Raw genomic sequence first — 26,385 nt, forward strand, 5'->3', positions numbered from 1 at the left:
GCTTTAGTGAGCACACGATTGGTCGCCCCGCCTTGCGGTGGGACGGTCCCGGTCTTGCCGCGTCCCGGCGCCGAGCGAGCTCAGCGTCCCGACCGTCGACAGCCGGGCGTCGTGACGAGCCGTCACGCTGGCATTGGCGTGCTTCAGCCGGCGAGCTGCCGCCCGGGCGCCGTGCGGGTCCGCGACCCAGCTCGCGTGCCAGCCCCGAGCCAGGCAAGCCGAGCAGACCAGGGCCAGGGTGCGTGGGTCGGCGGCGGACAGGATGGGGAGAGGGTCGGCGCGTTCTACTCAGCGAAGCCCGCACCGCTTGAGGATGTCGATGATGACCGCCGACTTGCCCTGGACGTACAACGCCATGTCCATCGGGTGTTCCTGGGCGACTCGGTGCTTCACGGCCGCGTAGCGATCGCGATCTTCTGGATGGGTGCGAAGCCAGTCTCTGAGGATCAGATGCCGCAGGTACTCATCGCAGTCAGGGCCGAAGACGTGCAGATTCACGCCGTGGTCGTGAGTCCAGAGGCAGCGGTGCTCGTACCAGTCAGGGTCGCGAGTGCGGAGGAAGTAGCCGGCGGCTTCCAGCGGCGGCACGTAGGCATCTTCATCTGCCGGGTCCGCAACGATGAGGTCGATGTCGAGTCGGTTCTTGGCCGCGAGACCGGGCACCGCGGTCGACCCCACGTGCTCGACCGCAAGCGCCTGTGCGCCAAGCGCAGCCCGGATAACTGCCTCCTCCTTGGCGAACATGGCGGGCCACTCAGGGTGGTAGGCGTCGATCGTGATGGGCGAGGTGACGTTCGCCGGACGGTTGCCGACTGCTCGCTTCGCAGCCCTGTCGCCGGTGAGATCCAGCGATGCCTGAGGCAGAGGTGGAATGCGCATTGGAGGCACCTTAGTGAGGCCACCCGTGATTCGCAGCCCCCGAGGGTCGGCGGCGGCTCCTGGACGCGGCAGCCAGCGTGACGAGGCTGCTCAAGCGAGGTCATTGCCGCACAGCTTCCGCCGTGTCCACACTTCCCGATCCGTGCGGCTCCGACGCTCGTATCCGTGACGATGATCCTGGTCAGCCACCGACGGTGAGGTGCATGGACGAGGGCGGCGGCGCTACCAGACGTTGACCGAGGCGGTGCCGTGCTGCCGTCCGTCCTCCCACCGACTGAGTTGACACCCCTCCTCAGCTCAGGATGGTCGCCCGCCGAACGCCCAGTCGTGCACCTCGACCTCGGCGTACCGGTCGGGGGTCAGGACAGCGCGTGCCTCATCCCGGTCGGCCGCCCGGACCAGCGCCGCCGTGCCCAGCCAGGCGGCGGCGTCGTCGGAGAGCAGCGGCCCGTACGCGATCAGGTCGCTCGTGTCCGGCGGCACGTCGAGGTCGGCGGCCTGCCCCGCGCCGAGGCCGAGCACCAGGTAGCGGTTGCCGCCGGTCCGGCCCCCGGGGAAGTCCCACATGGTGCGCCCCAGCATGTTGCGCCACCGGCGCAGGAGCACGTCCCGGTACGCGCCGGCCTGGTAGTTGGGCTCGTCGAAGGCGAACGCCCGGGCGGCGGCGGGATCCGGAAGGTCGACGATGTGCACACTGCCGGTGGGGGTAGCGCCGTCGGCGGCGAAGGTCGGGCCACGGGCGACCATCTCTGCCGCGTACCTGTCCATGTAGGACCAGTGCGCTTCCAGCAACTCCTTGCGCAACGCCATCGAGCCTTGTCGGTCGCGGTGGTAACAGAAGAAGTCCATAGCCACATCCTCGCCCGGCTCCGGGATTTGTCGGCCCCGTCTGGCAGGCTGACCGCCGTGGTGATGGTGAGCATCGTCGATGAGACGACCATGGGGCGTGAGCCCGAGGCGTGGCATCTGGAGATCTTCGAGGAGCGGCTGCCGCTGCGCGAGGTCATTCGTCGGCGCGTGTTCCAGGAGGTCGCGGAGCACAACGCCCGACGCTCGGGAGAATTCCGAGGGCTGGTGCAGCCGTCGGAGACCGAGCACGCGCTCAATGGGCCACGCAGGTCCGAGCACCGCCGGGTCGACCCGCACCGCCAGTACGATCGTGCGGTGGAGGCGTTCGGTCGGAACGCTTTCATCGTGCTCGTCGATGACCGGCAGGTCGAGGATCTCGACGTACAGGTCAAGGTTCGGACCGGTACCGAGATCACGTTTCTCCGGCTCGTTCCCCTGGTCGGTGGCTGATGACCACGGTGCTCCCCGACGCGGCCCTGTCGCCGTACGCCGCCGACCTGCTGCGGGTGGTGACCGTCCCCGAAGCGGCGGCGAACGATCCGATCGCCCGTCGGGCGGTGGACACGTCCCGGCTCAGTGACCGGGAACTCGGCGTGCTGCTGGCCGCGGCGTATCGCCTGCTGCCAGTGGATCCCGCCCACTGGGTGAAGCTGGGCATCACGGCGGCGTGCCAGCAACGGCAACCGGTGTTCACCCCGGAGTCGTGTGCCGCCCTGCTGTCCGCGCTCGTGGACGAGCTGGCGCAGCCGTGGGGCTACGGGAATCCCGTCCTGGCCGTCAACGCGCTGCTCCGGTGCGAGGGACCGTTGCCGATGGAGGCGGCGCGATCGGCCAAGAAGCTGGTCAGGGCGATCGGCGGCCGATACCGGAATGATCATCCGTACGCGATGATGGCCCTGGCCGGGCTCGGCGGCGGGTTGACGGCGCGTATCGAGAGCGCGCTGTTCACGCGGTCGCTGCACTCGATCGCCAGGGACGAGGCCTCGGTGGTGTCCACCCTCGGCCCCGTCGCGCAGGCGCTGCTCGCCGAGGCGAGCGGTGAGCGCTCGTACTTCTCGCCGCCCCGGCTGCCGGACGTGTGGCAACGACTGGCCGACATGCTGGAGTACGCGTCGTTCGCGCACCGGGCGCTCGATGCGGCGCACCGGCGGGTCTCCGATATCCAGTCCGGCAGGATCGCGTACAAGGCGGACGCGGCGTTCGGGAGAGACGAGGTGGGGACGCTCGGCCGGGCGGTGCGGGTCGCCCTGCTGCGGGACGAGCCGTGGCTGATGGGCGTGCTGCGACCGCTCCTGCTGGGGGCCGCCGTGGCGCCGACCGCCGCCAGGACGGCTCCCTCGCAGGCACTGCTGCACGAGGTGGCCCGTGCCGTCGAGGATTTCCCCACGCCGGAGGCGTTGGCCGCGCTGCGTGCCGCGCGCGCCGTGGCCCGGCACAAGGGCGTACAGAAGCAGCTCGACCGCGAGCTGCAGCGGATCCAACTGGCCCTCGGGGATCGGCCCGACGTGGCGTTCCGGCTACCCGACCTCGGATTCGGGCTCGATGGTGTCCGCACCGTGACCGTCGGCGGGTACGACGCCGTGATCACCCTGTCCCCCGATGTCGAGCTGACGTGGTGGGCGAACGGCAGGGCGCTGGCGAGCGTCCCGGCAGCCTTGCGGCGCGACCACGCCGACACCGTCAAGGAACTGCGCGACCTCGTGAAACAGGCTCGGGGACACCTCGCGACGGTGGCGCGGTCGCTGGAACTGGGCTTCACCGCCGGCACCGCCCTGCCCTACCGGCGCTGGCGTGACGAGCTGGCGGCGAACGGTCTCGGGTGGAGCGTGGTGCGGCGCCTGATCTGGGAGGTTCCGGACGCGTCCGGCGGACGGCGGGCAGCGCTCCCCACCGACGACGGTTTCGCGGACCTGAGCGGGACGCCGGTGCCCGAACCCGAGCCGGACGCCGAAATCCGGCTGTGGCATCCGCTGAACACGTCGGCCGAGGAGATCCGGGGCTGGCGGGATGAGCTCACCGCTCGCGAGCTGCGGCAACCGTTCAAGCAGGCGTTCCGGGAGGTCTACCTGCTGACGCCGGCCGAGCTGCAGACCGAGACCTACTCCAACCGGTTCGCCGCGCACATCGTTTACTACCGGCAGCTCTACGCGCTGATGAGGGGCCGGGGCTGGGCCTGTTCGCGGCTCGGTCCGTGGGACGGCGGGGACACCGACGACGCGTACCGGGTCCTGCCCGGCGGGGGCTGGCGGGTCGGGCTCCGACACGACTACCGCGACCAGCAACCCGACGGCGTGGAGTGCGCCAGCACCGACCGGGTGTGGTTCGATCGCCGGGTCGGCGGCGCCTGGCGGACGGCGCGGCTGTCCGAGGTTCCGGCCATCGTGCTCAGCGAGGCCATGCGCGACGTGGACCTGTTCGTGTCGGTCACTTCGATCGCGGCGGATCCTCATTGGATCGATCGCGGGGACGACCTCTACGTCGACTACTGGCGGGAGGCGAGCCTGGCCGAGCTCACGGCGACGGCACGGACCCGGCGGAGCGCGTTGCAGCGGATCATCCCGCGGACGAAGATCGCTGATCGATGCGAGCTGACCGAGCGCTATCTCGTCGTGCGGGGACAACTGTCCATCTACAAGATCCACCTGGGCAGCGCGAACATCCTGATGGAGCCGGGAAACAGGTACCTCTGCATCGTGCCGGCCCGGCGCGGGCCACACGGGTCGGTCTTCCTGCCCTTCGAGGACGACCGGCTCGCACTGATCCTCAGCAAGGCGTTCCTCCTCGCCGACGACAACCGGATCACCGACCCGTCGATCGTGGCCCAGCTGCGCGCACGGCGTTGACCACCACTCGGGCCTGGTCGGGTGACCCGACTCTCGGGTGCCGGTAGGACCGCGTGATGGGGGCGGCGGTACGGTGGCCGCCGCCCCCAGGCAAGGCGGTGGTCAGGCCGCCGGCGTACCGGTCACGGTGAAGAGACGGGTACGGCCGATGTTGTCGAAGGAGCCGAAGCCGACGCGACCGGAGGTGAAGGTGGTGTCCTTCGCGGTCAGCAGCGGATCCTGGTGCCCGTCGACGTAGACGGCGATCTCGCCGGTGGCGGGCAGGTGCACGACGCGCACCTTGTGCCAGTCGGCGTCGGTGATCGCCGGGTTGGCGCCGCGGGAGCGCCCGTTCCACTGGTGGTCGATCCGTTCCCGGTCGGCGTTGTTGACCTTGAAGATGCCGTTGTGCGGGTAGATCGTGTTGTCGGTGGACAGGTGCGCGTAGTAGTACTGCGTGTCCGACTGCCAGCCGAACACGATGATCACGTCCCGGTTGGTGACCTCAACGGGCGTGTCGAGGCGTACGCGGGCGTCGATCTGGACCGACGAGAAGGCCGGGCCCTTGTTGAGGATGGCGTACTCGAACGGCCGGCGCGGGCCGGGGCGGCTCACGCCGGCCTCGGCGAGGATGACCTCGTCGCCGTCGAACTGCCACTTCGACGGGGTGACCGGCGTCCAGTTCTCCGCGCCGCCGGTGTGGACGACCTTCGTCTTGCCCACGTCGCCCTCCGCCACGGTCTTCGTGCCGACCACCTTCCAGATCTTCCCGTTCGCCTTGGCGAGGATGTAGAGCTCACCGGCGGCGTCGGTGCCGAAGCGCAGGTCGACCCGGTTCGGGTCGCCGGGCGCGCCGGGGCTGGACAGGTCCTGCATGCGTACCAGGTCGCCGGCGGTGGTGTACAGGGCGAACCGGTGGATCGGGGCGAGCCCCTCGCCGCGGTGCATCTCGTTCGCCTCGGTGTAGAGGACCCGGCCGTCGACCAGGTCACCGAAGACGTACTTGCCGATCAGGGCGGGCAGCGTGTGGCCGCGGTAGACGAACCCGCCGGCCACCGCGACGCCGACGTCGGAGGTGCAGTTCCAGCCGGCGGCCGGGTTGTGGTCGTACGCGGCCACCGGGTAGGTGTAGCCGTACTTCGCGTCGTCGGCCGGCAGCGGGTAGAGCTTGTCGCACGGCTTGGTGGCGGTCTTGTCGAAGACCCAGTTGCCCTCGCGCTCGCTCCAGCCGAAGTTGTCGCCGGCCTGGACCTCGTAGATCGACTCGACGGCGTGCTCGCCGATGTGGCCCAGGTACATCCGGCCGGTGGCCCGGTCCCAGCTGAACCGGTGCGGGTCGCGGAAGCCGACGGCGTAGATCTCACCGAGCGCGCCGTCCCGCCCGACGAACGGGTTGTCGGCCGGGATCCCGTACCGGCCGTTGGGCGCGTTGGTGCCGCGCGGGTCGATGCGCAGCAGCTTGCCGTGCGGCATGCCCATGTTCTGCGGGTCGCCGTTGCGGTAGCCCTGGCCGCCGTCGCCGACGGCGAGGTAGAGCATCCCGTAGTCGGGGTCGTGCGGCTTCGCGGTCGGGTTGAAGTTGATTTCCTGTACGCCGTGGATCTGGCCGCCGAAGCCGATCCGCAGCACCTCCCGGTGGCCGCCGGCGAACGTGTCCGCGGCCGGGTCGGTGGCCGTCCACTCGGTGATCACGGCCTGGTAGATGGTGTTCGGCTGGGCGTAGTCCGGCGTCCGGGTGGCGAGGGACGCCTGCTCGGTGTGGATGGTGTAGAAGCGGCCGTTGCGCCCGAAGTCCGGGTGGAAGGCGACGTACCCGAAGCCCTGGCCGAGGCCGCGGCCGGAGAAGAACTGCGGCGCGAAGGTGGCCGCCACGTCCAGGTAGACGTGCGGCGTGCCGTTCTCCACGAGGTAGAGGTTGCCGTTGAGGTCCGGCACGGCCCGCCGGCCCGAGCCGTCGGGCAGCTCGCTGATGGTGTTGATCCGGGCCTTGCGGACCAGCCGCTGGTCGACCGGGGCCGGGTTCGGCGTGGACTGCGGGAAGCTGGCGTACTCCTCGAGCACCAGGCCCAGCCGCGACTGGATCGGCGACTCGGGGATCGGGTCGTAGACGGCGCCGTCGGCCCGGGCGGGCGCGGCGACCAGGGTGGACAGGACGAGGGTGGCGGCAGTGACCCCGGCGGTGAGGACGGCTCTGCGGAGCCTGCCGGTGCTGCCAGCGCGAATGGACACGCGGATTCTCCTTCTCGGTGGGACGGTCCGAGGAACGGTCAGCGGGCCATGTAGCGGTACTGCTTGGCGATGTCGCCGGCCGGGATCACGCTGTCGAGGAACATGAGGCCGTCCATACGGCAGTCGCACGGGTTGCGTTCCAGGGTGTTCTGCGGGAAGCTCCCGCCGATCTTGATGCCGCGCGGGTCGGTGGTGCTGGTGACGTGCGGGCCGGGCCCGCTGAGCTGCCACGGGTCGCCCGCGGTGGTGTAGAAGCCGTCGACCGGCTCGCCGTTGCGGTAGAGCGCCATGGTGCCGGTGGTGAAGTCGTAGGTGGCGGCCATGTGCACCCACTCCCCCTTCGGCAGCAGGGTCCGCCAGTCCTCGTTCGCGGCGAAGGTCTGCGAGGCGCCGCCGTCGACGCGGCGGCCGAGGGCGACCAGGCGCAGCTCGCCCTTGACGTCGATGAGTTCCAGCAGGGCGCGCACGGCGTGCCCGTCGGAGTCGCCGGTGAGCACGCCGGCCAGGCCGATCGCGTTGAACCGGTCGGTCGGGTTGGCGGTGGTGGAGTTGAGCGCGGGACCGTCCATCTCGCGCTTGAACCAGCCCATCACCGTGGTGCCTTCGGCGCCGCTGAACGCGCGCAGCGTGCGTACGCCGCTGGAGGACCAGGTGCCGGCCTTCCAGTCGTCGTTGCCGGCGGCCTCCGGGTTGACCTGCCGGGTCTGCAGCGCGTCGCCGCTGCCCTTGTACGCCTGGTCGGGCACCCGCATGGCCTCGGCGCCGTTGACCAGCTCGATCTCGGTGCCGGAGCGGCCCAGGTCCCGTTCGAGCGCGGGGTCGCCGACCACGGGGTGGTCGAAGTCGTAGAAGGCGACCAGGTGTGACCAGAGGGCGGGGTGGACGTCGTGCGGTCCGGGCCGGTCGGCCTGTGCCGGGCTCGCCGCCGCGGTCAGCGCCAGCGCCAGCAGGGTGGTGGCGGCGACGGCGACGCGTCGAGGTCTTCTCATGGGGAGGTGCTCCCTTCGTCGGTGCGGGGGTGGCGGTGACGAAAGCGCTTACGTACCGGGCGTGGTGCGGTGCCCGGAGGTGGAGTCGGAGGCACGTCGGGACAGGACGGAGGTCCGTCCGAGCGCCGCACGGCCAGGTGAGGCGCGCCGGGCGGCGGGTCGGACGGCGGCGTTGCCGTTCGCACGAAAGCGCTTACGTAAGCGCTTTCGTACTCTAAGCTGTGCCCTACGCCACAGGCAAGAGCACGGCGCGGATCAATCCCTCCCAGGAGTCACCCATGCCCCGACCCGGACCACGGTTGCGTCTCGTCGACGTGGCGGAACGCGCCGGCGTCTCCCTGGCGACCGCCTCCCGCGCCCTCGCCGGCCGCGAGGGCGTCAGCGAGGAGGTGGCCCGGCACGTCCGGCAGGTCTCCCTGGAACTCGGGTACGTCGCCAACCCGTACGCCCGCACCCTCGCCGGCGGCGCCAGCTCCACCGTCGGCCTGATCGTCCACCAGATCGACGACCCGTACTTCTCCGAGATCGCCAGCGGCGTGCTCCAGGTCGCCGCCGAGGAGGGCCTGCTGGTCCAGATCGCCCACTCCGGACGCGACCCGGAGAACGAGCTGCGCCAGCTTCGACACCTCATCGCCCAGCGGGTCGGGATCATCCTCATCGCCGGGTCCGGCTACGACGACCCGCGGGTGGAGGCGGAGGCGCGCGCCGAACTCGCCGGCTTCCAGCGGGCCGGTGGGCGGGTCGCCGTCATCGGCCGGCACGCCCTGGGCGTCGACGCGGTGGTGCCGGACAACGAGGCCGGCGGCCGGGCCATCGGCGCCCACCTGCTGGCCCTCGGCCATCGGCGGATCGCCGTCGCCGCCGGCACGCCGGGCCTGACCACGGTGGCCGACCGGCTCGCCGGGGTGACCGCCGCGCTCGCCGCGCACGGGCACTCCCCCGACGACCTGGCCGTCGTCCACTCCGACTTCACGCGCGACGGCGGCCGCGTGGCCACCGAGCGGATCCTGCACTACCACCCGGAGAGCACCGCGATCATCGCGCTCAACGACGCCATGGCGATCGGCGTGCTGTCCGTGCTGCGGTCCCGGCGCATCCGCGTGCCCGAGCGCGTGTCGGTGGTCGGCTTCGACGACGTGTCCGTCGCCGCCGACCTGGCGCCGAGCCTGACCACCGTCCGGCTGCCGATGACCGAGATGGGCCGGATGGCGCTGACCCTCGCGTTGAAGCCCAGGTCGACCCGGCCGCGTCGCCGCTCGACCGGCCACACCCTGATCGTCCGCGACTCCACCGGCCCGGCTCCCGCGCCGGCCGGCTGACCGCCAGACTGACTCCCTGGGCACGAACGCGAGGAGCTGACAGCCATGGGCGCGACCACCGTCGTCAACCTCAAGGGCCACCGGGACGACCCGGCGTACGCCGACGTGGTCTACGTCGGGCGGGCCATGTCACGCGGCGGCTGGCGGCTGCCGCAGTCCCCGCTGTCCAGCCCGTACCGGCCGGGCCCGGACGGCACCCGGGACGAGGTGATCGAGAAGTACCGGGCGTACCTGCTCGGCCGTCCCGACCTGCTCGCGCTGCTGCCGGACCTGCGCGGGCGCCGGCTCGGCTGCTGGTGCGTGCCGGAGCGCTGCCACGCCGAGGTGATCGCCGAACTGGCCGACGCGCCGCCCCGCGCCTGAACCCCGGGGGCGCCGGTGGTTCAGCCCAGCTTCTTGCTCAGGGTCTCGAACGCGAGATCCGGTCGCAGCGGCCGGCCGAACCGCTCGTCTCCGTACGGGAACGGGCTCAGCTCGCCGGTGCGGACGTAGCCGCGCCGCTCGTACCAGGCGATCAGGTCCTCCCGCTGCGTGATCACGGTCATCCGCATCTCGCCGGTGTGCCACTCGTCCCGCGCGTACCGCTCGGCCTCGGCCAGCAGGTCCCGGCCCAGCCCGCCGCCCTGCCGCCCCGGGTCGACCGCGAACATCCCGAAGTAGACGTGGTCGTCGCGGCGCTCCAGCTGGCAGCAGGCGACGATCCCCGTGGCGTCCTCGACGACCAGGACCGTCCCGTCCGGGCTCGTCACCGCCTCGGCCACCATGTCGGGGTCGGTGCGCTGCCCGGCGAGCAGGTCAGCCTCGGTGGTCCAGCCGGCCCGGCTCCGCTCCCCGCGGTACGCCGACTCGACCAGGTCGACGAGGGCCGCCACGTCGGCGGGACGGGCGGTCCGGACGGTGTGCGGGCTGGTCATCGGCGGTCTCCACGGTCGCGACGGTTCACCGTGCCAGCGTACGCAGCCAGGTGCTCCGGTGAATGCGGGCCTGGCGGCGGGAGGGGCGGCCGGGACCGCGCGGGGCGTGGTTGACTGCCGGCATGGAGCTGCGCCTCGGTGAGCTCGACCTGCCCGCCACCCTGGACCGGCCGGCCGGCCCGGCACGCGGCGGCCTTGTGGTGCTGCACGGCTCGCACGCCGGCGAGCGGTCCCATTTCCTGTACGAGCACCTGGCCCGGCTGCTGCCGCCGGCCGGGATCGCGGTGCTGCGGTACGACCGGCGTCCCCGGGTGGACGGCCACGACGTGCCACTGACCGCGCAGGCCGACGACGCGGCGGCGGCCCTGGACCTGCTGCGCGGGCAGGTCGGGGACGTACCGGTCGGACTGTGGGGGTTCAGCCAGGGCGCCTGGGCGGCGACCCTCACCGCCACCCGGCGTCCGGTCGACTTCCTCGTGCTGGTCGGGTGCAGCGGGGTCAGCCCGGCCGCGCAGATGCGCTACGGCACCGCGGAGCAGTTGCGGCGGCACGGGTACGGCGAGGCCGACCTCGCCGAGCTGGACCGGCTGCGCGGGGTCGCCGAAGGGTTCCTGCGCGGCGACGTGCCCCGGGCCACCGCCCAGGCGGAGCTCGACGTCGCCGTGCCGCGGCCCTGGTTCCCGCTCGCCCACCTGCCCCGCGAGCTGCCCGACACCCCGGGGGCCTGGGTCGACATGGACTTCGACCCGGAGCCGGTCTTCGCGAAGCTGTCCGGCCCGGTGCTGCTCTGCTACGGCGAGACCGACGGGTGGACGCCGATCGAGCAGAGCCTGGTGGTGTGGCGGCGGGCCGCACGCGACGCGGAGCTGACCGTGGCCCGCCTGGCCGGCTGCGACCACGTGCCGACCCTGGACGGGCGTAACGACCTGGCCGGTGTCAGCCCGGACTACGAGCGGGTCCTGCTGGACTGGCTCGGGCGCCGGCTGCCGGAGCGCCGGGCCGCGTGGTGACGGCCCGGCGCCCAGTGGGTCAGCCGTGCTTCTGCTGGCAGGGCACGCAGAAGGTGGCGTGCGGCACCGCCTCCAGCCGCTCCACCGGGATCGGCCCGGCGCACCGCTGGCAGCGGCCGTAGCCGCCGTCGGCCATCCGGCGCAGCGCGTCGCCGATCTGCCCGAGGCTCTGCCGGGTGGCCGCGATCAGCGCGGACCTGGTGTGCGCCTCGCCGGGGTCGCCGGTGTCGGCAGTGAGTTCCGTCAGTCGGGTCGTCTGCGCCGCGAAGTCCTCGGTCAGCGTTGCGCGAAGCCGGGTGAGCCGGTCGTCGTGCAGGTCGGTGCCCATGTGGATCCCCTCCAGGAAAAAGAAAAAGGGCCGAAGCCGGTTGGCTTCGCCCTGGGTGGCCGTACGCGGATGAATGGGGATCCCGGTGGGCCGCGGTCGGTGGGGATCGGGCTCGGGAGGCCGTGGATGGGCGCGACGGAGCGGGTGCCCGCCGGACGGGCGGGTACGGCCTCGGGACGCCGGCGCCGGGCAGCAGCGGGCGCCGCCGTGGTGACGACGGTCGCGGACAGCGGCCCGGCCGGGTACATCGGCCCACCATAGGCGACCCCGCGCGGTTCGCCAACGACATTGCCCGTGGCTGCGGCTGACAACATCGCAGCGAACGAGCGCCGGCACCAGCGGCAGCAGATGACAAGGCCCGAGGTGTACGGGTTGTATACGCCGGGAGCCGACCGGTCCGTGCTGCGACCCCTGCGCGATCCAGGCTTCTGGGAACCCGAAGATGTCATTCGGCCTGGAGAAGGAGTGAAGGCGTGCCTGGACGGGTAGGGCTGGCCGAATGCTGCGCATCAGATGGCCCAGTGGGCGCGGGTGGGCATCCTTTCTCGGTGGACTGGCGGTCGGTGCGGGGGTGGTGATCGCGTACTTCCGCATCGTCAGCATCGAAGAGTCGTGGATGGCCCTGGCTCCAGTGGCGATTGCTGTGATGGCAGCTGGGATTCCTTATCAGCAAGGGCCGGGGCGAGCGCACGTTGCATCGCTCGCCCCGTGGCGCTACTTCGTCCTGGGCCTCGGCCTTGCGATGTCCGCCGGTGGGCTTGTGGGCGCAGCTGTCGGCAGCTGACATCAGCAGGTCTCCCCGGGCACACCGGGGGCACAAGAGCCCCGGGTGGCAACGGCTCTAGACCAGCTTCCCCCCGGTGTTCTCGATCATCCGTCGTAGCACCTTCAGTGCAGTGACATAGTCGGCATCATCGATGCCCTGATGGATCCGCGCCCGGATGGCCGGGGCGTGGGTCTTCAAGTCGACACGCGCCTGCTCGCCGGCCTCGGTGATCCACAGTCGGCTTTCGCTGTCACGGCTGATCCAGCCACGTTCCAGCAGCAGCTGCGCTTCGGCGTGCAGGTCGTCCTCGGGCTTGATGTAGGTGACCATGGCCTCCTGGGCCGCCGAGACGCCGACGGCAAGACCGACGGGAGGGTCGGTCCGGCCACTCTGGAGTCATCCACATACCGCCGGAAGGGTTCAGGATCTCAGTTCGGGGCTGCCCCCGTGCGCCGTGCCGCGCGGAGCCGGGCCGCCGGTGCGGGAGATGCCGGTGAGTCCTGCGGCATCGGCCACCCGCTCGGCGATGGTCGCGAGGTGGGTCAGCTCCCGCTGGTCCAGCTGATCGATCAGCACCCGGCGGACCGTTTCCACATGCCCCGGCGCGGCGGTGGTGATCGCCGTACGGCCGAGGTCGGTGAGGTGAACCAGCGTGCCACGCCGGTCCGTCGTGCTGCCGGACCGCACGACGAGCCCGCGTTGTTCCATGCGCCGGAGCTGGTGGGCGATCCGGCTGCGGTCCCAGCCGATGAGCGCGGCCAGGTCCCGTACGCGCAGTGCTTCACCGCTCTGGGAGAGCGGGGCCAGGACGTCGTAGTCGGCGGGCGACAGGCCGGCCTCGGCGAGCTGACCGTCGATCGCGGCGTCGATGGCGCGCCGCATGCGCAGGAAGGCCAGCCACAGACGTTGTTCCTCGGGGTTCAGCCACCGCGGTTGGGTCATGCGTCACAGCGTACGACGAATTGCTGACACATCAGCATCGCGCGGATAGATTTGCTGACACATCAGCGACTTTTGAGGAAGCGAAGCATGACCACCTTGCAGATCATCATTGCCAGCACCCGGCCGGGCCGGCTCGGCCTGCCGGTCGCCGAGTGGATCAACACCGTGGCGGTCAAGCACGGCGGCTTCGATGAGGTGGAGCTCGTCGACCTCGCCGAGTGGAACCTGCCGTTCATGGACGAGCCGAACCACCCGCGCCTGCGCCGCTACGAGCACCAGCACACCCGCGACTGGAGCGCCACGATCGACCGGGCCGACGCGTTCCTGATCGTCATGCCCGAGTACAACTTCGGCTACACGGCCCCGCTGAAGAACGCCATCGACTACCTCGCGCACGAGTGGGCCTACAAGCCGGTCGGCCTGGTGAGCTACGGCGGCATCAGTGCCGGCACCCGCGCCGGGCAAATGATCAAGCAGGTGCTGACCACCCTGAAGATGACGCCGATCCCCGAGGCCGTGCACATCCCGTTCGTCGCCCAGTTCATCGACGACGACGGGGCGCTGCGACCCAACGAGACCATGGACGCCAGCGCAAAGGCGATGCTCGACGAACTGGTGCACTGGACCTCGGCCCTGGCCCCGCTCCGTGAGCGGGCGCGGCAGCACGCGGCCGGATGAACGTTCTCGACGGCGCCTGATCAGGCAGCCACCTCCGCCCTCGCCCCGGGCTCAGTCCGGGGCGAGGGAGCGCCAGATCCGGTCGGGCAGGACGCGGGCGGCCTGCCCGAGGTCGATGCCGGGCACGCCGGCGAGCCACCGGCGCACGGTCTCCGCCACCGGGCCGATCAGCAGCATCTCGACCAGGGGCTCCGGCAGGGTGGCGATCTCCCCGGCCGCCATGCGCGGACGCAGCCAGCCGGCGACGGCCGCCATGCGCGGCGCCTTCGCGGCGGCGACCTGTTCGGCGTGCGCGGCCAGGTAGCCGGTGTAGGCCGAGCCGTGGATGAACCGCGCCGCGGCCGGGTTGTCCTCGGCGAAGCGCAGGTAGGCCACCACGATGGCGCGGACGCCGGTGCGGGCCGTCCGGGGCCGGCGCAGCGCCGCGATCAGCTCGTCGAACAGCGCCGCCATGCACCGGCTGTACAGCGCCGCGGCCAGACCGTCGAAGCTGCCGAAGTGGTGGTAGAGACTGCCGAGGCTGACCCCGCTGGCGGCGGTCACCGCGTTGACCGTGAAGCCGGGCTGGCCGGCGGCGTCGAACACGTCGAGCGCCGCGGCGAGCAGCCGCTCGGCGGTCGCCTCGCCCCGCTGCTGCTTAGGCGACATGAGCCATTCCCTGATCCCACAGCCGTCGCGCCAGAGCGGGATCGTCCGCCACGGGCGCGAGCGGTACCGGACCGTCGCCGTCGAAGTAGCGACCGGATCTCTCACCGGGCGCGAACGCCAGCCGCACCACCGGCGCCGCGCCGGCCTCCGGAGTATCCCACCGGCGCTTGACCACCTTGAGCAGGAGACCCAACGCGCCACCGGGATCGCCCAGCCCGGTCCTGATCACGCCGGGATGCACCGCGTCGATGGTCACCCCGCTGTTCGCCCAGTGCTCGGCGAACAGCGGCACGGTGAGCAGGTTCGCGAGCTTGGTGTCGCAGTAGGTGCGCATCCGGTGGAAGTCCTCGCCCCAGGGCGTCCGGTCCGGGTCTACCCTGCCCTTGACGTAGAGGCCGGCGCTGACCTGGACGACCCTCCGCAGCCGCTTCTCGAGCAGATGGTTGAGCAGGAACGGCGCCAGGTGGTTCACCGCGAACGACTGCTCGTACCCGTCCTCGGTGCGTACCAGCCGGGTCGGCCAGACACCGGCGTTGTGCACCAGCACGTCGATCCGCTCGCAGCGACCGCTCAGCTCGGCCGCGACGGCCCGAACTGACGACACCACCGACAGGTCGCCCACCACCAGCTCCGCCGAGCCGGCCGCGCCGCCCGGGGACGCCCGTAGCGCCGCCAGCGCCTGCTCGCCCCGCACCGGGTCCCTGGTCACCAGCACCACCCGGCAGTCCCGTCGCACCAGTTCCCTGGCCACCGCGAACCCGATGCCGCGATTGGCCCCGGTCACGACCGCCGTCACCGTCTCCGCCATGGTCGCCAGCGTAGACGGAAATTAAAGCGGATTTCTAGAACAAGTTTCGGTATCGATCTTCCCCTGCATCGAGATCGACCTGATCATCAAAGCCGTGGAGCCGATCGGCTGGGAGTGCGTCAGCGTCGAGCCGTTCATGGCGTCGGTCGGGATCGACTTCGTCCGCAGGACGTGATCCTCGATCGATCGAGCACCGGCGATCGCGGGTGCCGCGGCTCAACCGTGAGCGAGGGGACGACCGTCGTGACCGGGCCCGGCGGCTGCCCTGGCGGCCCGCTCGATCCTCGCGCGCCGCGCCGCCAGGAGTTCCTTGTCGGTCGGTTCCAGGTGCGCGTACTCGGCCATGGCCCCGGTGGAGCCGTCGAGTTGCTCGCGCAGGATGTCGGCGTGTCCGGCGTGCCGGCTGGTCTCGGCGAGCACGTGCACCAGGATGTTGAACAGCTTCACGTTCGGACGTGGCCACCAGGGCACGTGGCCGGGCGCGTCGATGGCGAGGGCGCCGATCGTCGCGTCCGAGTGCGCCCACACCCGCCGGTAGCGGTCGATGATCTCCTCGCGGGTCTCGTGCTCGCCCGCCCACATGTCGGTGTCGTCGTGGGCGGCGTCGTCCCATCGGGGCAGAGGCTCGGGGAACGGCCGGCCGAAGACCTCGCCGAAGTACCTGGCTTCCGTGATCGACAGGTGCTTGACCAGGCCGAGCAGGTTGGTCCCGGTCACGGTCAGGGGACGGCGCACGTCGTACTCGGGCACCCCGTCGAGCTTCCACAGCATCGTCGCGCGGATGTCGCGCAGGTCGTGGTGCAGGTACTCCTTCGCGAACTCATCGATCATGGGTCACGACCCTGCCATGCGCGGTCGGTGGCCGCAGCCCCGTGAGCAGCACCGGCAGAGGCTATCGTTCGCGGCGTGCAGGAATCGACGCCGGGCTTCGCGGTCCGATACGCATGGCGAGGGCTGGCCGCGTCCCTGGTGGCGGTCGCCTGGGGGACGCTCGGCTACGGCCTCTTCCTCTCCCACCCTGACCAGCAGGCCTGGGACGACCTGGAGGCCGGTGGGCGGTTCGCCGCCAACCTCTTCGTCTACCTGCCGTATCTGGCGCTGACGCTGCCCGTCGCCGTCGTGGTCGTGCTGGGGCTGCTTCCCGCGTCCCGCCTGCTGTCGCCGCTCCTGGCAACGGCGGTGGGCATCGCGGTCTTCGTGTGGTGGGTGGCCGTCCAGGACTACCTGTTCGACGCTCAGCCCCAGCTCTCGGCCTGCCTCGTGGGATGTGTGGCTACTGATGTCGGCGCCATCGGAGCGTGGACCGCGGCGTGGGTGCTGGCGGGACGGCAGCCAGGCACCGCTTCTCCACACGACGCCGGCCAGGTGGCCTAGCATTTCCGGGTCGTCGAATTCAGCGGCAGGAGTCGTCCGGGATCAGAGAGCGCCGGTCACGTACCGGAAGCGGCCCCCCCAGCTCCGTGACGAGCAGGTCGAGTTCGGCGCGGGCGGCGTCGTCGATCGCGCCCGTGATGCGCCACTCGACGCGGGCGTCGACGAACTTGGTGAGAAGCTCGACGTCCTTGTTGATCTGCGTCTGGTACCCCTGGGTGAGCCGGAACATCCGCACGTTCTTATTCTCGCGCAGCACCACCGTCGAACCGTCGACGAACATGTGGTCGGTGTACCGGCCGCCGCCGGAACTGGTGGGCAGGAACACCTGGGCGGCACCCTCCGGCGGGAACTGCCGCGCGAAATCGACCAGGCTGCGTTCCCCGCTGAGAAGTTCGGCCCGCAGTTCCGCCTGCTGCGCCGGTGACACGACCTCGCTCGCGCGTCTCGGCACGGTCGGGGCGACCTCCAGGGCGTGCCGGGCCTCGCCGACGGCGCCCTGGGCCCCGCTCTCGATCGGCGGAGCGCCGTGCGGGTGGTCCAACGGGGACAGCCCCTCCGCGGCCGCCCGGGGACCGACGCCCCGGCTCGGCATCTGCACCTGGTCGAACAGGTCCGCCACGCCGCGTCCGCTGCGGTTGGTCAGCTCCTCCTCCAGGGCCGCCGCGGCCCGCGCCGCGCCCTCTGCGTCCGTCTGGGCCATCCGGGCGATCCGGCGCAACCGGGGCCGCACGGCAGGGTCGGCGTCCAGCACGTTCTGGAAGTTCTCGGTCATGCGCGACAGCGTGTCGCGGGTCGACCGGAATCCGGTGGTGTAGCCGCCGAGGTCGTGGTGGCTGGCGATCAACTCGATCCAGTAGGCGCCAGGTCCGGTCGGCACGGCCTCGAACGTGTCGATCCACCGGTACCGGCGCTTGAGCAGCATCAGCTCGGCGAGCAGTGCGGGGACCGGCCCATCCACCCGGTCGTTCGCCGCCTTGATGAGCCGGGCAGCTCCGACCGCCTCCGGAAGCTGGGCCAGCTTGGCCGCGTCGTCGGCGACTCTCGGCACGCCGGGCTCGTCGGCCGCTCGGACCGCTCCCTCGCCCAGCTCGTCGGCCTCCCGGGTGGCGGCCCCCTCGGCGCCTTCGCGGCCGGCTCGGGCGCCGCCGGCCTCGGTGGCCTCGCGGGCGACGCGGGCCTGGGCCGCCTCCCGGCCGGAGCGGGACGCGCCGGTCGCCGCGCTCTCCCGGGCCACGCCGGCCTCGACGGCCTCCCGGGCGGTGCGGGACGCTCCGGTCTCGGCGCCCTCGCGGGCGGCCCGGCTCGCGGCGAGCGCCGACTCGTCGCCCAGGCCGAGCATCCGCCCGGCCAGCCCTTCGACCGTTCGAGGAGCCCGGCGGCGAAGCGGAAACGGCTGAGGAAGCCGTGTGCAGCGCTGCCCGTACTCACGCCGGAGCGGGGCGCGATGGTGCGCTGCACCTGGTCCGGGTTGTACTGGAACACCACCACCGGGGACAGCGGCCCCAGCGGGTCCACCGCGATGATGGCGCCGCGCAGGCGTACGCGGACTGCCCGGGAAGCTGCTCACGCCGCCGAGGGTCCCGCGGAGCCGTCGCCCCGCCGTCACGCCCACGTCACGCCGCCGGTCTCCGACACCGCCGACCTCCGGCCCCTATGCTCCTGGAGGTGACGATTCAGCGCATGGACCACGTCGGCATCGTCGTCGGCGACCTCGATGCCGCGGTGGCGTTCTTCGTCGAACTCGGCATGGAGCTGGAGGGCGAGGCGGCGGTCGAGGGACGGTGGGTCGACCGGGTCAACGGCCTCGACGACGTCCGGGTCGACATGGCCATGCTGCGGACCCCGGACGGCCACAACAAGGTGGAGCTGACGCGGTTCCGCTCGCCCGCGGCGGTCAGCGCCGAGCCGGCCGTGGCACCGCCGAACACGCTGGGCATCCGCAACATCATGTTCGCCGTCGACGACATCGACGACGTCATCGCCCGTCTGCGGGCCCACGGCGCCGAACTCGTCGGCGAGGTGGAGCGGTACGAGGACATCTACCGCCTCTGTTACGTCCGCGGCCCCGAGGGCATCATCGTCGCCCTGGCCGAGCAGCTGAGCTGACCGCTGCCGACGGGCCCTCATCACCCGCCCTCATCGGTATCGTGCTCGAATGATCTTCGAGCGGGGGCAGACGATCGTCCGCCGGCACCTGTACCCGGACGGCCGCGTCGGCTCGGTGCTGTGCGGGCGGGTGGTCAGCGACGACGAGCACGGACTGGCGCTGTGGATCGACGCGGGCTCACAGGCCCTGCGCCGGGTCGACACCGCCGGCCAGCCGACCCGACAACTGTCGCTGCTCACCGAGCTGCGGATGACCACGATGCTCAGCCTCAGTACGTGGCAGCCCTTCCGGACTCTGATGCTGATGCCGCCTGGTGCGGCCCATTCGATCTGGTGGAGCTGGCGAGCCGACGCGGGATTCACTCACTGGTACGTCAACCTGGAGCGTCCGATCACCCGGTGGGCCGGCGGGGTCGACGTCTACGACCAGGAACTCGACCTGCTCGTCTACCCGGACGGTAGCTGGTCGTGGAAGGACGAGGACGCGTTCGCCGAGTACACCGGCGAGCCGGCGTTCTGGGACGAGGCCGAGGCCGCCGGAGTCCGGGCCGAGGGCGAACGACTGCTTGCCCTGGCCCGCGCACGGGCCGCACCCTTCGACGGTCGATGGACGGACTTCCAGCCGGATCCGGCGTGGCGGCCGACGGTGATGCCGCACTGGTGGGAGTTGCCGGCGGACGCGACCTGCTGGGGTCCGGACTACTTCCAGCCCTGACAGCGGCCCTCAGTGGTCGGCGGTGGTCGGGCCCGAGTCGGCCACCCAGGTCGGGTGGGCGGCCACGAACGCCGCGACCGTGTCGTCGCGTACCGCGCGCATCAGTTGCAGGCTGGTGGGGCTGAGGATCTCGGCGCTGCCGACGCCCGGGACGGTACGGCTGTTGAAGGTGCCGCCGTTGGTCTTGATCGTCGTGATCGAGTCGGGCTTCACGCCGTGCATGGCGAAGGCCCAGTCGGCGAGGGGGATGCCGCCGTCGTCCACGGTCATCGTGCGGCCGACGGCCGACAGCAGGCCGGGCAGCTTCGTCGGTGAGTCGAGCCCCTGGCTGACCACCTGGGCGAGCACGGCCTTGACGAACTGCTGCTGGTGGCGCTGCCGGCCGTAGTCGAAGTCGTGGTCGGCCAGCAGGTCGCGCTGCCGGACGAAGTCCAGCGCCTGCGCCGGGTCGAGGCAGTGCTGGCCCTTGGTGTAGACGTTCGGCGTGACGCCGGCGATGCGGTGGTTCACCGTGCCGTCGGGGTTGATGGCGTACGGCGCGGCGGGCTTCCCGTCGGCGTCGTGCCCGACGTGGATCGAGGTGGTGGTCTCGTCCACGTACATGCAGACCCCGCCGAGCACCTGGACGATCTGCTTGAAGCCCTGGAAGTCGATGATCGCGCCGGCGTCGGGGGTGATGCCGGTCAGGTCGCGGACGGTCAGCGCCAGCAGTTCGAAGCCGTGCGAGAGCGCCGCGGAGCCGGTCAGTCCGCGGCTGCCGAAGGCGAAGGCCGAATTGATCTTGTTCTGTCCGCCGCGGAAGGGCGTCGCCCCGTTGTCGTACGCCGGGATGGTGACCAGCGAGTCCCGGGGCAGCGAGACCAGGTACGCCCGGCTGTGGTCGGCCGGGACGTGCAGCAGGATGATCGAGTCGGCGCGGGTGAGCTGGCTCGGGTCCTGGTTCGGGCGGGTGTCGACCCCGACGAGCAGGATGTTCTTCGCCCCGGTGATCGTCCGATGCTGCTCGGCGGGCGCCGCCGCGGCGCCGAGCAGGTTCTGCCGGGTGACCTCGCCGGTGGCCGCGTGCAGCAGCCAGGCGCTGCCGCCCAGCGCCACCCCGCTCAGTGTCATGAGCGTGGTGCCGACCGCCACGCACCACCGCGCCCAGCGCGGCCAGGACCGGCGCGGCGGGACCGGACCGGACGGTCCGGCGGTGATGGGGTGAGACACCGTGTGATCTCCCAGGTCAGAGGGGGTGGCGGGCCGGTCCAGGCTACGTCGGGCCCGGCCGGCCGGACAGGTCGCGCGGCTGTGAGCTGGCTGGGAGCGGGCCGGAGTGTCGGGGTGGTGGGCCAGAATGGCCGCCATGGCGCAGCGGATGAGCGACGAGCAGTGGCGGGCGTTCGTGACGGCCGGCACCCGCACGGGAAAGCTGGCCACCGTGCGGGCCGACGGCTCCCCGCACGTGGCGCCGATCTGGTTCGTGCTCGACGGCGACGACCTGATCTTCAACACCGGCCGGAGCAGCGTGAAGGGGCGCAACCTGGTCCGCGACCCCCGGGCCGCGCTGAGCGTCGACGAGGAGCACCCGCCGTACGCCTTCGTCACCGTGCGGGGCACGGTGACGATCAGCGAGGACCCGGCCGAGTCGCTGCCCTGGTCCACCCGGATCGCCGCCCGCTACATGGGCGCCGAAAGGGCCGAGGAGTACGGCCGCCGCAACGCCGTGCCCGGCGAACTGCTGGTGCGCCTGCGCGCCGAGCACGTGGTGGCGTTCAGCGGCATCGCCGACTGAGCCGCCGCGCCCGGTCAGCCGTCGAGGCGTTCGATGATCGTGGCGTTGGCGGTGCCGCCGGCCTCGCACATGGTCTGGAGGCCGTAGCGGCCGCCGGTGCGTTCGAGGACGTGCAGCAGGGTGGTGGCGAGCCGGGCACCGCTGGCCCCGAGCGGGTGGCCGATGGCGATGGCGCCGCCGTCGACGTTCACCTTCGCCGGGTCCGCCCCGGTCTCGGCCAGCCAGGCCAGCACGACCGAGGAGAACGCCTCGTTGACCTCGAACGCGTCGATGTCCCCGATGGCGAGCCCGGCCCGGGCCAGCACGTTGGCGGTGGCCGGGATGATGCCGGTGAGCATCATGATCGGGTCGTCGCCCACCACCGTGGCGGTGTGGATCCGGGCGCGGGCCCGCCAGCCCCGCCGGCGGGCGGTCTCGCCGGTGGTGAGCAGCAGGGCCGCCGCGCCGTCGTTGAGCGGGCTGGAGTTTCCGGCGGTGACCTTCCAGTCCAGCTCGCCGAAGCGGGCGGTCCAGTGGTCGGCGGCGAAGGCCGGCGCCAGGTCGGCGAGGCGGGCCACGGTGGTCCCGGGCCGGATGGTCTCGTCCACGGCGACGTCGACGCCCGGCAGCGGCGCGACCTGGCCGGCGAAGCGCCCCTGCCGCCACGCCTCGGCGGCCCGCTGGTGGCTCGTGGCGGCGTACTCGTCGAGCCGGGTGCGGGACAGGCCCCACTTCCGCGCGATCAGCTCGGCGGCGATGCCCTGCGGGACCAGCCCGCCCGGGTAGCGCGCCGCGACGCCGGGGCCGGCGAAGTCGGTGCGGACGCCGTCGACCACGGCGGCGCTGCCGATCGGCACCCGGCTCATCGACTCGACGCCGGAGGCGACCACGATGTCGTACGCCCCGGCGACCAGGCCCTGGGCGGCGAAGCTGAGCGCCTGCTGGCTGCTGCCGCACTGGCGGTCCACGGTCACTCCGGGCACCGACTCGGGGAAGCCGGCGGCGAGCGCGGCGAGCCGGGTGGTGTTGGTGCTCTGCTCGCCGACCTGGGCGACGGCGCCGCCGACGACGTCGTCGATCTCGACCGGGTCCAGCCCGGGCACCCGGGCGACCAGGCTGCGCAGGGCGTGCGCGTGCAGGTCCACCGGGTGCACGTCGAGGTACGCCCCGCCCCGCTTCGCCCGCCCCACCGGGGTCCGTACCGCCTCGACGATGACCGCGTCGCGCATGGCTGCCTCCTGGGAACACAAGCCGGACCGATCGGTCCGGGACCGAGTGGTCCGATACTGCGCCGCCGCCCGCCACCCGGTCAATCGTCGCCGGACCGATCGGTCCGTTATCCTCGCCACAGGCGCGAGCGAAGGAGGAGCGATGGCCCGCACCGCGGCCCCGGGAAGTCGGGAGCGCATCCTGCGCACCGCCGGCGAGCTGTTCTACCGCCAGGGGGTCCGCGCCGTCGGGATGAACCAGGTGATCGACGCCGCCGGCTGCGGCAAGAATCTGCTCTACACCCACTTCCCCAGCAAGGACGACCTGGTCGCCGCCTACCTGCGGGCGTGCCGGCGGGAGCGCGAGCGGGCCGGCGACGCGGCGACCGACGGGCTGCCCGACGACCCGGCGACCCGGCTCCGGGCGCTGGTAGCGGAGATCGCCGCGACCGCCACCGCCCCCGACTTCCGCGGGTGCGCGTTCCGCCTCTACCTCGCCGAGTTTCCCGGCGACGGGGGCGAGCCGGGTCGGGTCGCCCGCGACTACCTGCGCGACACCCGCGCCCAGATCGACACCTTGGTGGCCCGGCTGGACGCGCCCGACCCGGGCCGGCTCGCCGACCGGATCTGGCTGATCGTGGAGGGCCTCTACGGCAGCGCCGGTCGCCCGGACGCCGCCGCCGCGGCGGACACCGCCACCGGACTGGTGGACGACCTGCTGGCCGCCGCGAAACGCTGACCGCTCAGCCGGCCAGCCAGGCGCGCAGCTCCGCGCCGTGCTCGTCCAGGCCGGGCGGCGGCAGGTCGTAGCGGGGCGGGGTGGCCGACAGGCCGATCGGGTGGCGCACCCCCGGGACTCCCTCGACGGTGACCACCGGGTCGAGCCCGAGCCCGTCGGCCAGCGCCAGTCCGTCGGCGACCGTGTTGATCGGGCTGCACGGCACGCCCACCGCGCGCAGCTCGCGGAACCACTCGGCGCTGGTCCGGACGGCCAGGGCGGCCACCAGCAGCGGCCGCAGCGCGTCGCGGTGCGCCGTGCGGTCCTGGTTGCGCCGGAACCGCGGGTCGTCGGGCAGGCCTGGCAGGCCGAGGACGTGGCAGAGGGTCCGGAACTGGCCGTCGTTGCCGGCGATCACGACCAGTTCGCCGTCGGCGGTGGGCAGCGGCTCGTACGGCACGATGCTCGGGTGCGCGTTGCCCATCCGGTGCGGCACCACTCCCCCGGCGACGTGGGCGCTGGCGTGGTTGACCAGCCCGGACAGGGCCGAGGAGAGCAGGTCCACCTCGACGTGCTGCCCGACGCCGGTGCCCGCCCGATGGTGCAGGGCGGCCAGGATCCCGACCGCCGCGTGCAGCCCGGCGATCACGTCGAAGACCGCCACCCCCGCCTTGTACGGCGGACCGTCGGCCGCCCCGGTCAGGCTCATCAGCCCGGACGCCGCCTGCACCATGAGGTCGTACCCGGGCAGGTCGGCGCCGCCGGCCGCGCCGAACCCGCTGATCGAGGCGTACACCAGGCGCGGGTTGGCGGCGGTGACCGTGTCGTGGTCGAGGCCGAAGCGGCGCAACGCGCCGGGCCGGAAGTTCTGGATCATGACGTCGGACCGGGCGGCGAGCCGGCGGGCCAGCACCGCATCCCCGGGATCGGCGAGGTCGAGGACCAGGGAGCGCTTGTTGCGGTTGACGCCGAGATAGTAGGTCGAGACCCCGTCACGCACCGGGGGCTGCCAGGTCCGCGTGTCGTCGCCGCCCGGCGCCTCCACCTTCACCACGTCGGCGCCCAGGTCGGCCAGCAGCATGGTCGCGTACGGCCCGGCCAGGATCCGGGAGAAGTCCGCGACGAGGACGCCGCGCAGCGGCCCGGACGAACCCTCCCCCACGGGCGCTCGCTCCCCTCCCTCTCGGGGCGCGCACCACGGCGGCCCGGACCGGCCAACGATGGCACACCGGCCACCGCCCCGGCATCGGCGCACCACCGGCAGGGGTGGCCGGCTCGGGGTGCCCCCGCTACGGTCGGGTCGTCCGGCACCGGCGCGCCGGGCCGCCCCGACCGTACCGGCGGCGGGGCGGTGGCGCGCCCGCCGGCGCGACCGGAGAGGGGCCCGCACCATGCCGCTGCTGAGCTGGCTGTCCGAGTCCTCCGACGAGCGGCCGGAGGCGATCCGGGTCGACGACCGGGCGATGTCCTGGGTGGAGCTGCGCCGGGCGGCCGCGGCCGTCGCCGACGACCTGCGTGGGGTCCGGCGGGTGGCCGTGCCGGCCACACCGAGCCTGGAGACGGTGGTCGCCGTGGTGGGCGGGCTGCTGGCCGGCGCCGCCGTCGTCCCGGTACCGCCGGACGCCGGGCCGGTCGAACGCGACCACATCCTGCGCGACTCGGGCGCCGAGGTGCTGCTGGCGCCCGCCGGCGCCGGGCCCGTCGGCTCACCCGCCGCTCCCCCGGCCGTGCCGGTCGACCTGGCCCGGCGGTCGGACACCCGGCACCCCGAGCCCGACCCGGCGGCGACCGCGCTGATCCTGTACACCAGCGGCACCACGGGCGCCCCGAAGGGCGCCGTGCTGTCCCGTCGTGCCGTCGCCGCCTGCCTGGACGGGCTCGCCGACGCCTGGGCGTGGACGCCCGACGACCGGCTGGTGCACGGCCTGCCGCTGTTCCACGTGCACGGGCTGGTGCTCGGCGTGCTCGGCCCGCTGCGGCTCGGCAGCCGGCTGCACCACGTCGGCCGGCCCCGCCCCGAGCGGTACGCGGCGGCCGCCGGCTCGCTCTACTTCGGCGTACCCACGATCTGGTCGCGGATCGCCGCGGACTCGGACGCGGCGCGGGCGCTGCGTGGGGCGCGGCTGCTGGTCTCCGGCAGCGCGGCGCTGCCCGAGCCGGTGTTCGCGGCGCTCGCCGACCTGGCCGGCCACCGGGTCGTCGAGCGGTACGGCATGACCGAGACCCTGATCACGGTGAGCGCCCGGGCCGACGGGCCGCGGCGGCCCGGTACGGTGGGCCTGCCGCTGCCCGGGGTGCGCACCCGGGTGGTGGACGAGCGGGGCGACCCGCTGCCCGCCGACGGGGCGGCCATGGGCGAGCTCCAGGTGCGCGGCGACACCCTCTTCGACGGCTACCTGCACCGGCCGGACGCCGACGCGGCCAGCCGGACGGCCGACGGCTGGTTCCGCACCGGGGACGTGGCGACGGTCGGGCCGGACGGGTGGCACCGGATCGTCGGCCGGGCCGCCACCGATCTGATCAAGAGCGGTGGCTACCGGATCGGGGCCGGCGAGGTGGAGGACGCGCTGCTCGGCCATCCCGGGGTCCGCGAGGCGGCCGTGGTCGGCACGCCGCATCCCGACCTGGGGCAGCAGGTGACCGCGTACGTGGTCGGCGACGGGCTGCGGGAGGCCGAGCTGATCGACTTCGTGGCCCAGCAGCTCTCGGTGCACAAGCGGCCCCGGCAGGTGCGGCTGGTCGACGCCCTGCCCCGCAACGCCATGGGCAAGGTGCAGAAGAACCTGCTGGCCGAAGGGTGACGCGCCGGCTCAGCCGGCCGGCGGGGTCGTCATTCGGTGCGGGTGCGGAGGCTCCGCGTCAGGGTGGGGATCATCACCGCCGCGGGAACGAGGTGCAGCCCGAGGAGGGTGACGGTGGTGGCGGTGTCCGCCCCGGCGACGAGCGGCGGGACCAACGAGATCGCCGTGAGCGACACGGCCGTCCACAGGAACCGTTGGGCGGGGCGGGCGCTCCACCGAAGGAGAGCGACGGCGATGACGACGCCCACGATGGAGAAGAAGCCGGTCACCACGGCGAACCCGGACAACGGGATCGACTCGCCACCGTCGGGGACCTCGAAGTCGACGCCCGCGGCCTGGGCGAGCGCGGCGGCGAGGGTGGTGGCCACCATCGCGGCGAGCGTGGCGACGAGGCCGGTGACGACGAGCCCGCGCAGGCGGTGGGTGTGGCCGGTCCGGCCCGATGCCGGGACCGCGACGACCCCGGTGTCATCCGTGCTGTTCATGTTGTTCCTCCATCGTCGGTGGCTGGCGTACGGGCGCGAGCGTC

At 72.5% G+C, this 26,385-nt stretch carries 29 protein-coding genes; 13 read left to right on the plus strand and 16 right to left on the minus strand.

The window, feature by feature from the left end; all coding sequences use genetic code 11:
• Positions 1-288 precede the first annotated feature (288 nt).
• Complete coding sequence (locus FXF50_RS05605; RefSeq protein ID WP_148426125.1) at positions 289-879, minus strand: GrpB family protein; 591 nt, start codon at positions 877-879, stop codon at positions 289-291.
• 297 nt (positions 880-1,176) lie between these two features.
• Positions 1,177-1,728, minus strand: a complete 552-nt coding sequence (locus tag FXF50_RS05610; RefSeq protein ID WP_148426126.1) for a YciI family protein — start codon at positions 1,726-1,728, stop codon at positions 1,177-1,179.
• A gap of 63 nt (positions 1,729-1,791) precedes the next feature.
• Between FXF50_RS05610 and FXF50_RS05615 the strand changes: the two genes are divergently transcribed.
• Together FXF50_RS05615 and FXF50_RS05620 are read left to right on the plus strand one after the other, a co-directional pair.
• Positions 1,792-2,178: a hypothetical protein gene (locus FXF50_RS05615; protein WP_148426287.1), complete on the plus strand. Its 387-nt coding sequence runs from the start codon at positions 1,792-1,794 to the stop codon at positions 2,176-2,178.
• Entirely contained in the window at positions 2,178-4,571 is a 2,394-nt protein-coding gene (locus tag FXF50_RS05620) for a DUF4132 domain-containing protein (protein WP_148426127.1), read from the plus strand. The genes FXF50_RS05615 and FXF50_RS05620 overlap by 1 nt, the downstream gene beginning before the upstream one ends.
• Before the next feature lie 102 nt (positions 4,572-4,673).
• On the opposite strand, the gene FXF50_RS05625 is transcribed toward FXF50_RS05620, so the two are convergent.
• Together FXF50_RS05625 and FXF50_RS05630 are read right to left on the minus strand one after the other, a co-directional pair.
• Positions 4,674-6,779, minus strand: a complete 2,106-nt coding sequence (locus tag FXF50_RS05625; RefSeq protein ID WP_305069328.1) for a sorbosone dehydrogenase family protein — start codon at positions 6,777-6,779, stop codon at positions 4,674-4,676.
• 38 nt (positions 6,780-6,817) lie between these two features.
• A complete protein-coding gene (locus FXF50_RS05630) occupies positions 6,818-7,768 on the minus strand; it encodes a LamG-like jellyroll fold domain-containing protein (protein WP_148426128.1) in 951 nt (316 codons plus the stop codon).
• A gap of 278 nt (positions 7,769-8,046) precedes the next feature.
• Between FXF50_RS05630 and FXF50_RS05635 the strand changes: the two genes are divergently transcribed.
• Both FXF50_RS05635 and FXF50_RS05640 read left to right on the plus strand, forming a co-directional pair.
• Positions 8,047-9,087: a LacI family DNA-binding transcriptional regulator gene (locus FXF50_RS05635; protein WP_148426129.1), complete on the plus strand. Its 1,041-nt coding sequence runs from the start codon at positions 8,047-8,049 to the stop codon at positions 9,085-9,087.
• A gap of 45 nt (positions 9,088-9,132) precedes the next feature.
• Complete coding sequence (locus FXF50_RS05640; protein WP_107077330.1) at positions 9,133-9,450, plus strand: DUF4326 domain-containing protein; 318 nt, start codon at positions 9,133-9,135, stop codon at positions 9,448-9,450.
• Between the two features lie 20 nt (positions 9,451-9,470).
• Here the strand turns inward: FXF50_RS05640 and FXF50_RS05645 are convergent, their stop codons facing one another.
• Positions 9,471-10,001, minus strand: a complete 531-nt coding sequence (locus tag FXF50_RS05645; protein WP_148426130.1) for a GNAT family N-acetyltransferase — start codon at positions 9,999-10,001, stop codon at positions 9,471-9,473.
• A gap of 122 nt (positions 10,002-10,123) precedes the next feature.
• Between FXF50_RS05645 and FXF50_RS05650 the strand changes: the two genes are divergently transcribed.
• On the plus strand, positions 10,124-11,011 hold the full coding sequence (locus FXF50_RS05650) for a S9 family peptidase (protein WP_148426131.1): 888 nt from the start codon (positions 10,124-10,126) through the stop codon (positions 11,009-11,011).
• A 19-nt stretch (positions 11,012-11,030) separates the two neighbouring features.
• Here the strand turns inward: FXF50_RS05650 and FXF50_RS05655 are convergent, their stop codons facing one another.
• Positions 11,031-11,339, minus strand: coding sequence for a TraR/DksA C4-type zinc finger protein (locus tag FXF50_RS05655; protein ID WP_148426132.1), 309 nt, complete (start codon positions 11,337-11,339; stop codon positions 11,031-11,033).
• Positions 11,340-11,910: 571 nt separating this feature from the next.
• Here FXF50_RS05655 and FXF50_RS05660 point away from each other — a divergent pair.
• Positions 11,911-12,123 carry a hypothetical protein gene (locus FXF50_RS05660; RefSeq protein ID WP_148426133.1) on the plus strand — a complete coding sequence of 71 codons (213 nt, stop codon included), beginning with the start codon at positions 11,911-11,913 and terminating at the stop codon, positions 12,121-12,123.
• Between the two features lie 57 nt (positions 12,124-12,180).
• Here the strand turns inward: FXF50_RS05660 and FXF50_RS05665 are convergent, their stop codons facing one another.
• Both FXF50_RS05665 and FXF50_RS05670 read right to left on the minus strand, forming a co-directional pair.
• Positions 12,181-12,435: a hypothetical protein gene (locus FXF50_RS05665; protein ID WP_222866005.1), complete on the minus strand. Its 255-nt coding sequence runs from the start codon at positions 12,433-12,435 to the stop codon at positions 12,181-12,183.
• A gap of 90 nt (positions 12,436-12,525) precedes the next feature.
• Positions 12,526-13,047 carry a MarR family winged helix-turn-helix transcriptional regulator gene (locus FXF50_RS05670; protein ID WP_148426134.1) on the minus strand — a complete coding sequence of 174 codons (522 nt, stop codon included), beginning with the start codon at positions 13,045-13,047 and terminating at the stop codon, positions 12,526-12,528.
• Between the two features lie 87 nt (positions 13,048-13,134).
• Here FXF50_RS05670 and FXF50_RS05675 point away from each other — a divergent pair, with 87 nt between their 5' ends.
• Positions 13,135-13,725 (plus strand): NADPH-dependent FMN reductase, encoded by a 591-nt coding sequence (locus FXF50_RS05675; protein ID WP_148426135.1) that lies wholly within the window; start codon positions 13,135-13,137, stop codon positions 13,723-13,725.
• Between the two features lie 51 nt (positions 13,726-13,776).
• Here FXF50_RS05675 and FXF50_RS05680 read toward each other — a convergent pair whose 3' ends face one another.
• The 3 genes from FXF50_RS05680 to FXF50_RS05690 all read right to left on the minus strand — a co-directional run bounded on the left by FXF50_RS05680 (position 13,777) and on the right by FXF50_RS05690 (position 16,012).
• Entirely contained in the window at positions 13,777-14,373 is a 597-nt protein-coding gene (locus tag FXF50_RS05680; protein WP_148426136.1) for a TetR/AcrR family transcriptional regulator, read from the minus strand.
• Positions 14,363-15,181, minus strand: a complete 819-nt coding sequence (locus FXF50_RS05685) for an SDR family NAD(P)-dependent oxidoreductase (RefSeq protein WP_148426137.1) — start codon at positions 15,179-15,181, stop codon at positions 14,363-14,365. Before FXF50_RS05685 ends, FXF50_RS05680 begins: the two co-directional genes overlap by 11 nt.
• A gap of 216 nt (positions 15,182-15,397) precedes the next feature.
• On the minus strand, positions 15,398-16,012 hold the full coding sequence (locus FXF50_RS05690) for a DinB family protein (RefSeq protein WP_148426138.1): 615 nt from the start codon (positions 16,010-16,012) through the stop codon (positions 15,398-15,400).
• A gap of 75 nt (positions 16,013-16,087) precedes the next feature.
• Between FXF50_RS05690 and FXF50_RS05695 the strand changes: the two genes are divergently transcribed.
• Positions 16,088-16,555 carry a hypothetical protein gene (locus FXF50_RS05695; protein WP_255509906.1) on the plus strand — a complete coding sequence of 156 codons (468 nt, stop codon included), beginning with the start codon at positions 16,088-16,090 and terminating at the stop codon, positions 16,553-16,555.
• Between the two features lie 19 nt (positions 16,556-16,574).
• On the opposite strand, the gene FXF50_RS05700 is transcribed toward FXF50_RS05695, so the two are convergent.
• Positions 16,575-17,894 (minus strand): hypothetical protein, encoded by a 1,320-nt coding sequence (locus tag FXF50_RS05700; protein ID WP_148426139.1) that lies wholly within the window; start codon positions 17,892-17,894, stop codon positions 16,575-16,577.
• A 326-nt stretch (positions 17,895-18,220) separates the two neighbouring features.
• On the opposite strand from FXF50_RS05700, the gene FXF50_RS05705 reads away from it, so the two are divergent.
• Together FXF50_RS05705 and FXF50_RS05710 are read left to right on the plus strand one after the other, a co-directional pair.
• Positions 18,221-18,661 (plus strand): VOC family protein, encoded by a 441-nt coding sequence (locus tag FXF50_RS05705; protein WP_255509907.1) that lies wholly within the window; start codon positions 18,221-18,223, stop codon positions 18,659-18,661.
• Positions 18,662-18,710: 49 nt separating this feature from the next.
• Positions 18,711-19,376 (plus strand): DUF402 domain-containing protein, encoded by a 666-nt coding sequence (locus tag FXF50_RS05710; RefSeq protein WP_148426140.1) that lies wholly within the window; start codon positions 18,711-18,713, stop codon positions 19,374-19,376.
• 9 nt (positions 19,377-19,385) lie between these two features.
• On the opposite strand, the gene FXF50_RS05715 is transcribed toward FXF50_RS05710, so the two are convergent.
• Positions 19,386-20,585, minus strand: coding sequence for an LCP family protein (locus FXF50_RS05715; protein WP_255509908.1), 1,200 nt, complete (start codon positions 20,583-20,585; stop codon positions 19,386-19,388).
• A gap of 136 nt (positions 20,586-20,721) precedes the next feature.
• Here FXF50_RS05715 and FXF50_RS05720 point away from each other — a divergent pair, with 136 nt between their 5' ends.
• Positions 20,722-21,150, plus strand: a complete 429-nt coding sequence (locus tag FXF50_RS05720) for a PPOX class F420-dependent oxidoreductase (RefSeq protein ID WP_148426141.1) — start codon at positions 20,722-20,724, stop codon at positions 21,148-21,150.
• 14 nt (positions 21,151-21,164) lie between these two features.
• On the opposite strand, the gene FXF50_RS05725 is transcribed toward FXF50_RS05720, so the two are convergent.
• Positions 21,165-22,358 (minus strand): acetyl-CoA C-acyltransferase, encoded by a 1,194-nt coding sequence (locus FXF50_RS05725; RefSeq protein ID WP_148426142.1) that lies wholly within the window; start codon positions 22,356-22,358, stop codon positions 21,165-21,167.
• Between the two features lie 142 nt (positions 22,359-22,500).
• On the opposite strand from FXF50_RS05725, the gene FXF50_RS05730 reads away from it, so the two are divergent.
• Entirely contained in the window at positions 22,501-23,076 is a 576-nt protein-coding gene (locus FXF50_RS05730) for a TetR/AcrR family transcriptional regulator (protein WP_148426143.1), read from the plus strand.
• Between the two features lie 4 nt (positions 23,077-23,080).
• Here the strand turns inward: FXF50_RS05730 and FXF50_RS05735 are convergent, their stop codons facing one another.
• The gene (locus FXF50_RS05735; RefSeq protein ID WP_148426144.1) at positions 23,081-24,217 is read right to left on the minus strand and encodes a CaiB/BaiF CoA-transferase family protein; all 1,137 of its coding nucleotides are present in this window, start codon (positions 24,215-24,217) and stop codon (positions 23,081-23,083) included.
• A 229-nt stretch (positions 24,218-24,446) separates the two neighbouring features.
• Here FXF50_RS05735 and FXF50_RS05740 point away from each other — a divergent pair, with 229 nt between their 5' ends.
• Entirely contained in the window at positions 24,447-25,856 is a 1,410-nt protein-coding gene (locus FXF50_RS05740; protein WP_148426145.1) for an acyl-CoA synthetase, read from the plus strand.
• A 29-nt stretch (positions 25,857-25,885) separates the two neighbouring features.
• Here the strand turns inward: FXF50_RS05740 and FXF50_RS05745 are convergent, their stop codons facing one another.
• Entirely contained in the window at positions 25,886-26,341 is a 456-nt protein-coding gene (locus FXF50_RS05745) for a DUF6069 family protein (RefSeq protein WP_148426146.1), read from the minus strand.
• Positions 26,342-26,385: the final 44 nt, after the last annotated feature.

The sequence above is a fragment of the Micromonospora sp. AP08 genome (assembly GCF_008085935.1).
GTDB lineage: Bacteria > Actinomycetota > Actinomycetes > Mycobacteriales > Micromonosporaceae > Micromonospora > Micromonospora chersina.

Coding starts and splice junctions, on each gene's coding strand:
- FXF50_RS05605 (WP_148426125.1), bottom strand. CDS start 879: ATGCGCATTCCACCTCTGCCTCAGGCATCGCTGGATCTCACCGGCGAC.
- FXF50_RS05610 (WP_148426126.1), bottom strand. CDS start 1,728: ATGGACTTCTTCTGTTACCACCGCGACCGACAAGGCTCGATGGCGTTG.
- FXF50_RS05615 (WP_148426287.1), top strand. CDS start 1,792: ATGGTGAGCATCGTCGATGAGACGACCATGGGGCGTGAGCCCGAGGCG.
- FXF50_RS05620 (WP_148426127.1), top strand. CDS start 2,178: ATGACCACGGTGCTCCCCGACGCGGCCCTGTCGCCGTACGCCGCCGAC.
- FXF50_RS05630 (WP_148426128.1), bottom strand. CDS start 7,768: ATGAGAAGACCTCGACGCGTCGCCGTCGCCGCCACCACCCTGCTGGCG.
- FXF50_RS05635 (WP_148426129.1), top strand. CDS start 8,047: ATGCCCCGACCCGGACCACGGTTGCGTCTCGTCGACGTGGCGGAACGC.
- FXF50_RS05640 (WP_107077330.1), top strand. CDS start 9,133: ATGGGCGCGACCACCGTCGTCAACCTCAAGGGCCACCGGGACGACCCG.
- FXF50_RS05645 (WP_148426130.1), bottom strand. CDS start 10,001: ATGACCAGCCCGCACACCGTCCGGACCGCCCGTCCCGCCGACGTGGCG.
- FXF50_RS05650 (WP_148426131.1), top strand. CDS start 10,124: ATGGAGCTGCGCCTCGGTGAGCTCGACCTGCCCGCCACCCTGGACCGG.
- FXF50_RS05655 (WP_148426132.1), bottom strand. CDS start 11,339: ATGGGCACCGACCTGCACGACGACCGGCTCACCCGGCTTCGCGCAACG.
- FXF50_RS05665 (WP_222866005.1), bottom strand. CDS start 12,435: ATGGTCACCTACATCAAGCCCGAGGACGACCTGCACGCCGAAGCGCAG.
- FXF50_RS05670 (WP_148426134.1), bottom strand. CDS start 13,047: ATGACCCAACCGCGGTGGCTGAACCCCGAGGAACAACGTCTGTGGCTG.
- FXF50_RS05675 (WP_148426135.1), top strand. CDS start 13,135: ATGACCACCTTGCAGATCATCATTGCCAGCACCCGGCCGGGCCGGCTC.
- FXF50_RS05680 (WP_148426136.1), bottom strand. CDS start 14,373: ATGTCGCCTAAGCAGCAGCGGGGCGAGGCGACCGCCGAGCGGCTGCTC.
- FXF50_RS05685 (WP_148426137.1), bottom strand. CDS start 15,181: ATGGCGGAGACGGTGACGGCGGTCGTGACCGGGGCCAATCGCGGCATC.
- FXF50_RS05690 (WP_148426138.1), bottom strand. CDS start 16,012: ATGATCGATGAGTTCGCGAAGGAGTACCTGCACCACGACCTGCGCGAC.
- FXF50_RS05700 (WP_148426139.1), bottom strand. CDS start 17,894: ATGCTCGGCCTGGGCGACGAGTCGGCGCTCGCCGCGAGCCGGGCCGCC.
- FXF50_RS05710 (WP_148426140.1), top strand. CDS start 18,711: ATGATCTTCGAGCGGGGGCAGACGATCGTCCGCCGGCACCTGTACCCG.
- FXF50_RS05720 (WP_148426141.1), top strand. CDS start 20,722: ATGGCGCAGCGGATGAGCGACGAGCAGTGGCGGGCGTTCGTGACGGCC.
- FXF50_RS05725 (WP_148426142.1), bottom strand. CDS start 22,358: ATGCGCGACGCGGTCATCGTCGAGGCGGTACGGACCCCGGTGGGGCGG.
- FXF50_RS05730 (WP_148426143.1), top strand. CDS start 22,501: ATGGCCCGCACCGCGGCCCCGGGAAGTCGGGAGCGCATCCTGCGCACC.
- FXF50_RS05740 (WP_148426145.1), top strand. CDS start 24,447: ATGCCGCTGCTGAGCTGGCTGTCCGAGTCCTCCGACGAGCGGCCGGAG.
- FXF50_RS05745 (WP_148426146.1), bottom strand. CDS start 26,341: ATGAACAGCACGGATGACACCGGGGTCGTCGCGGTCCCGGCATCGGGC.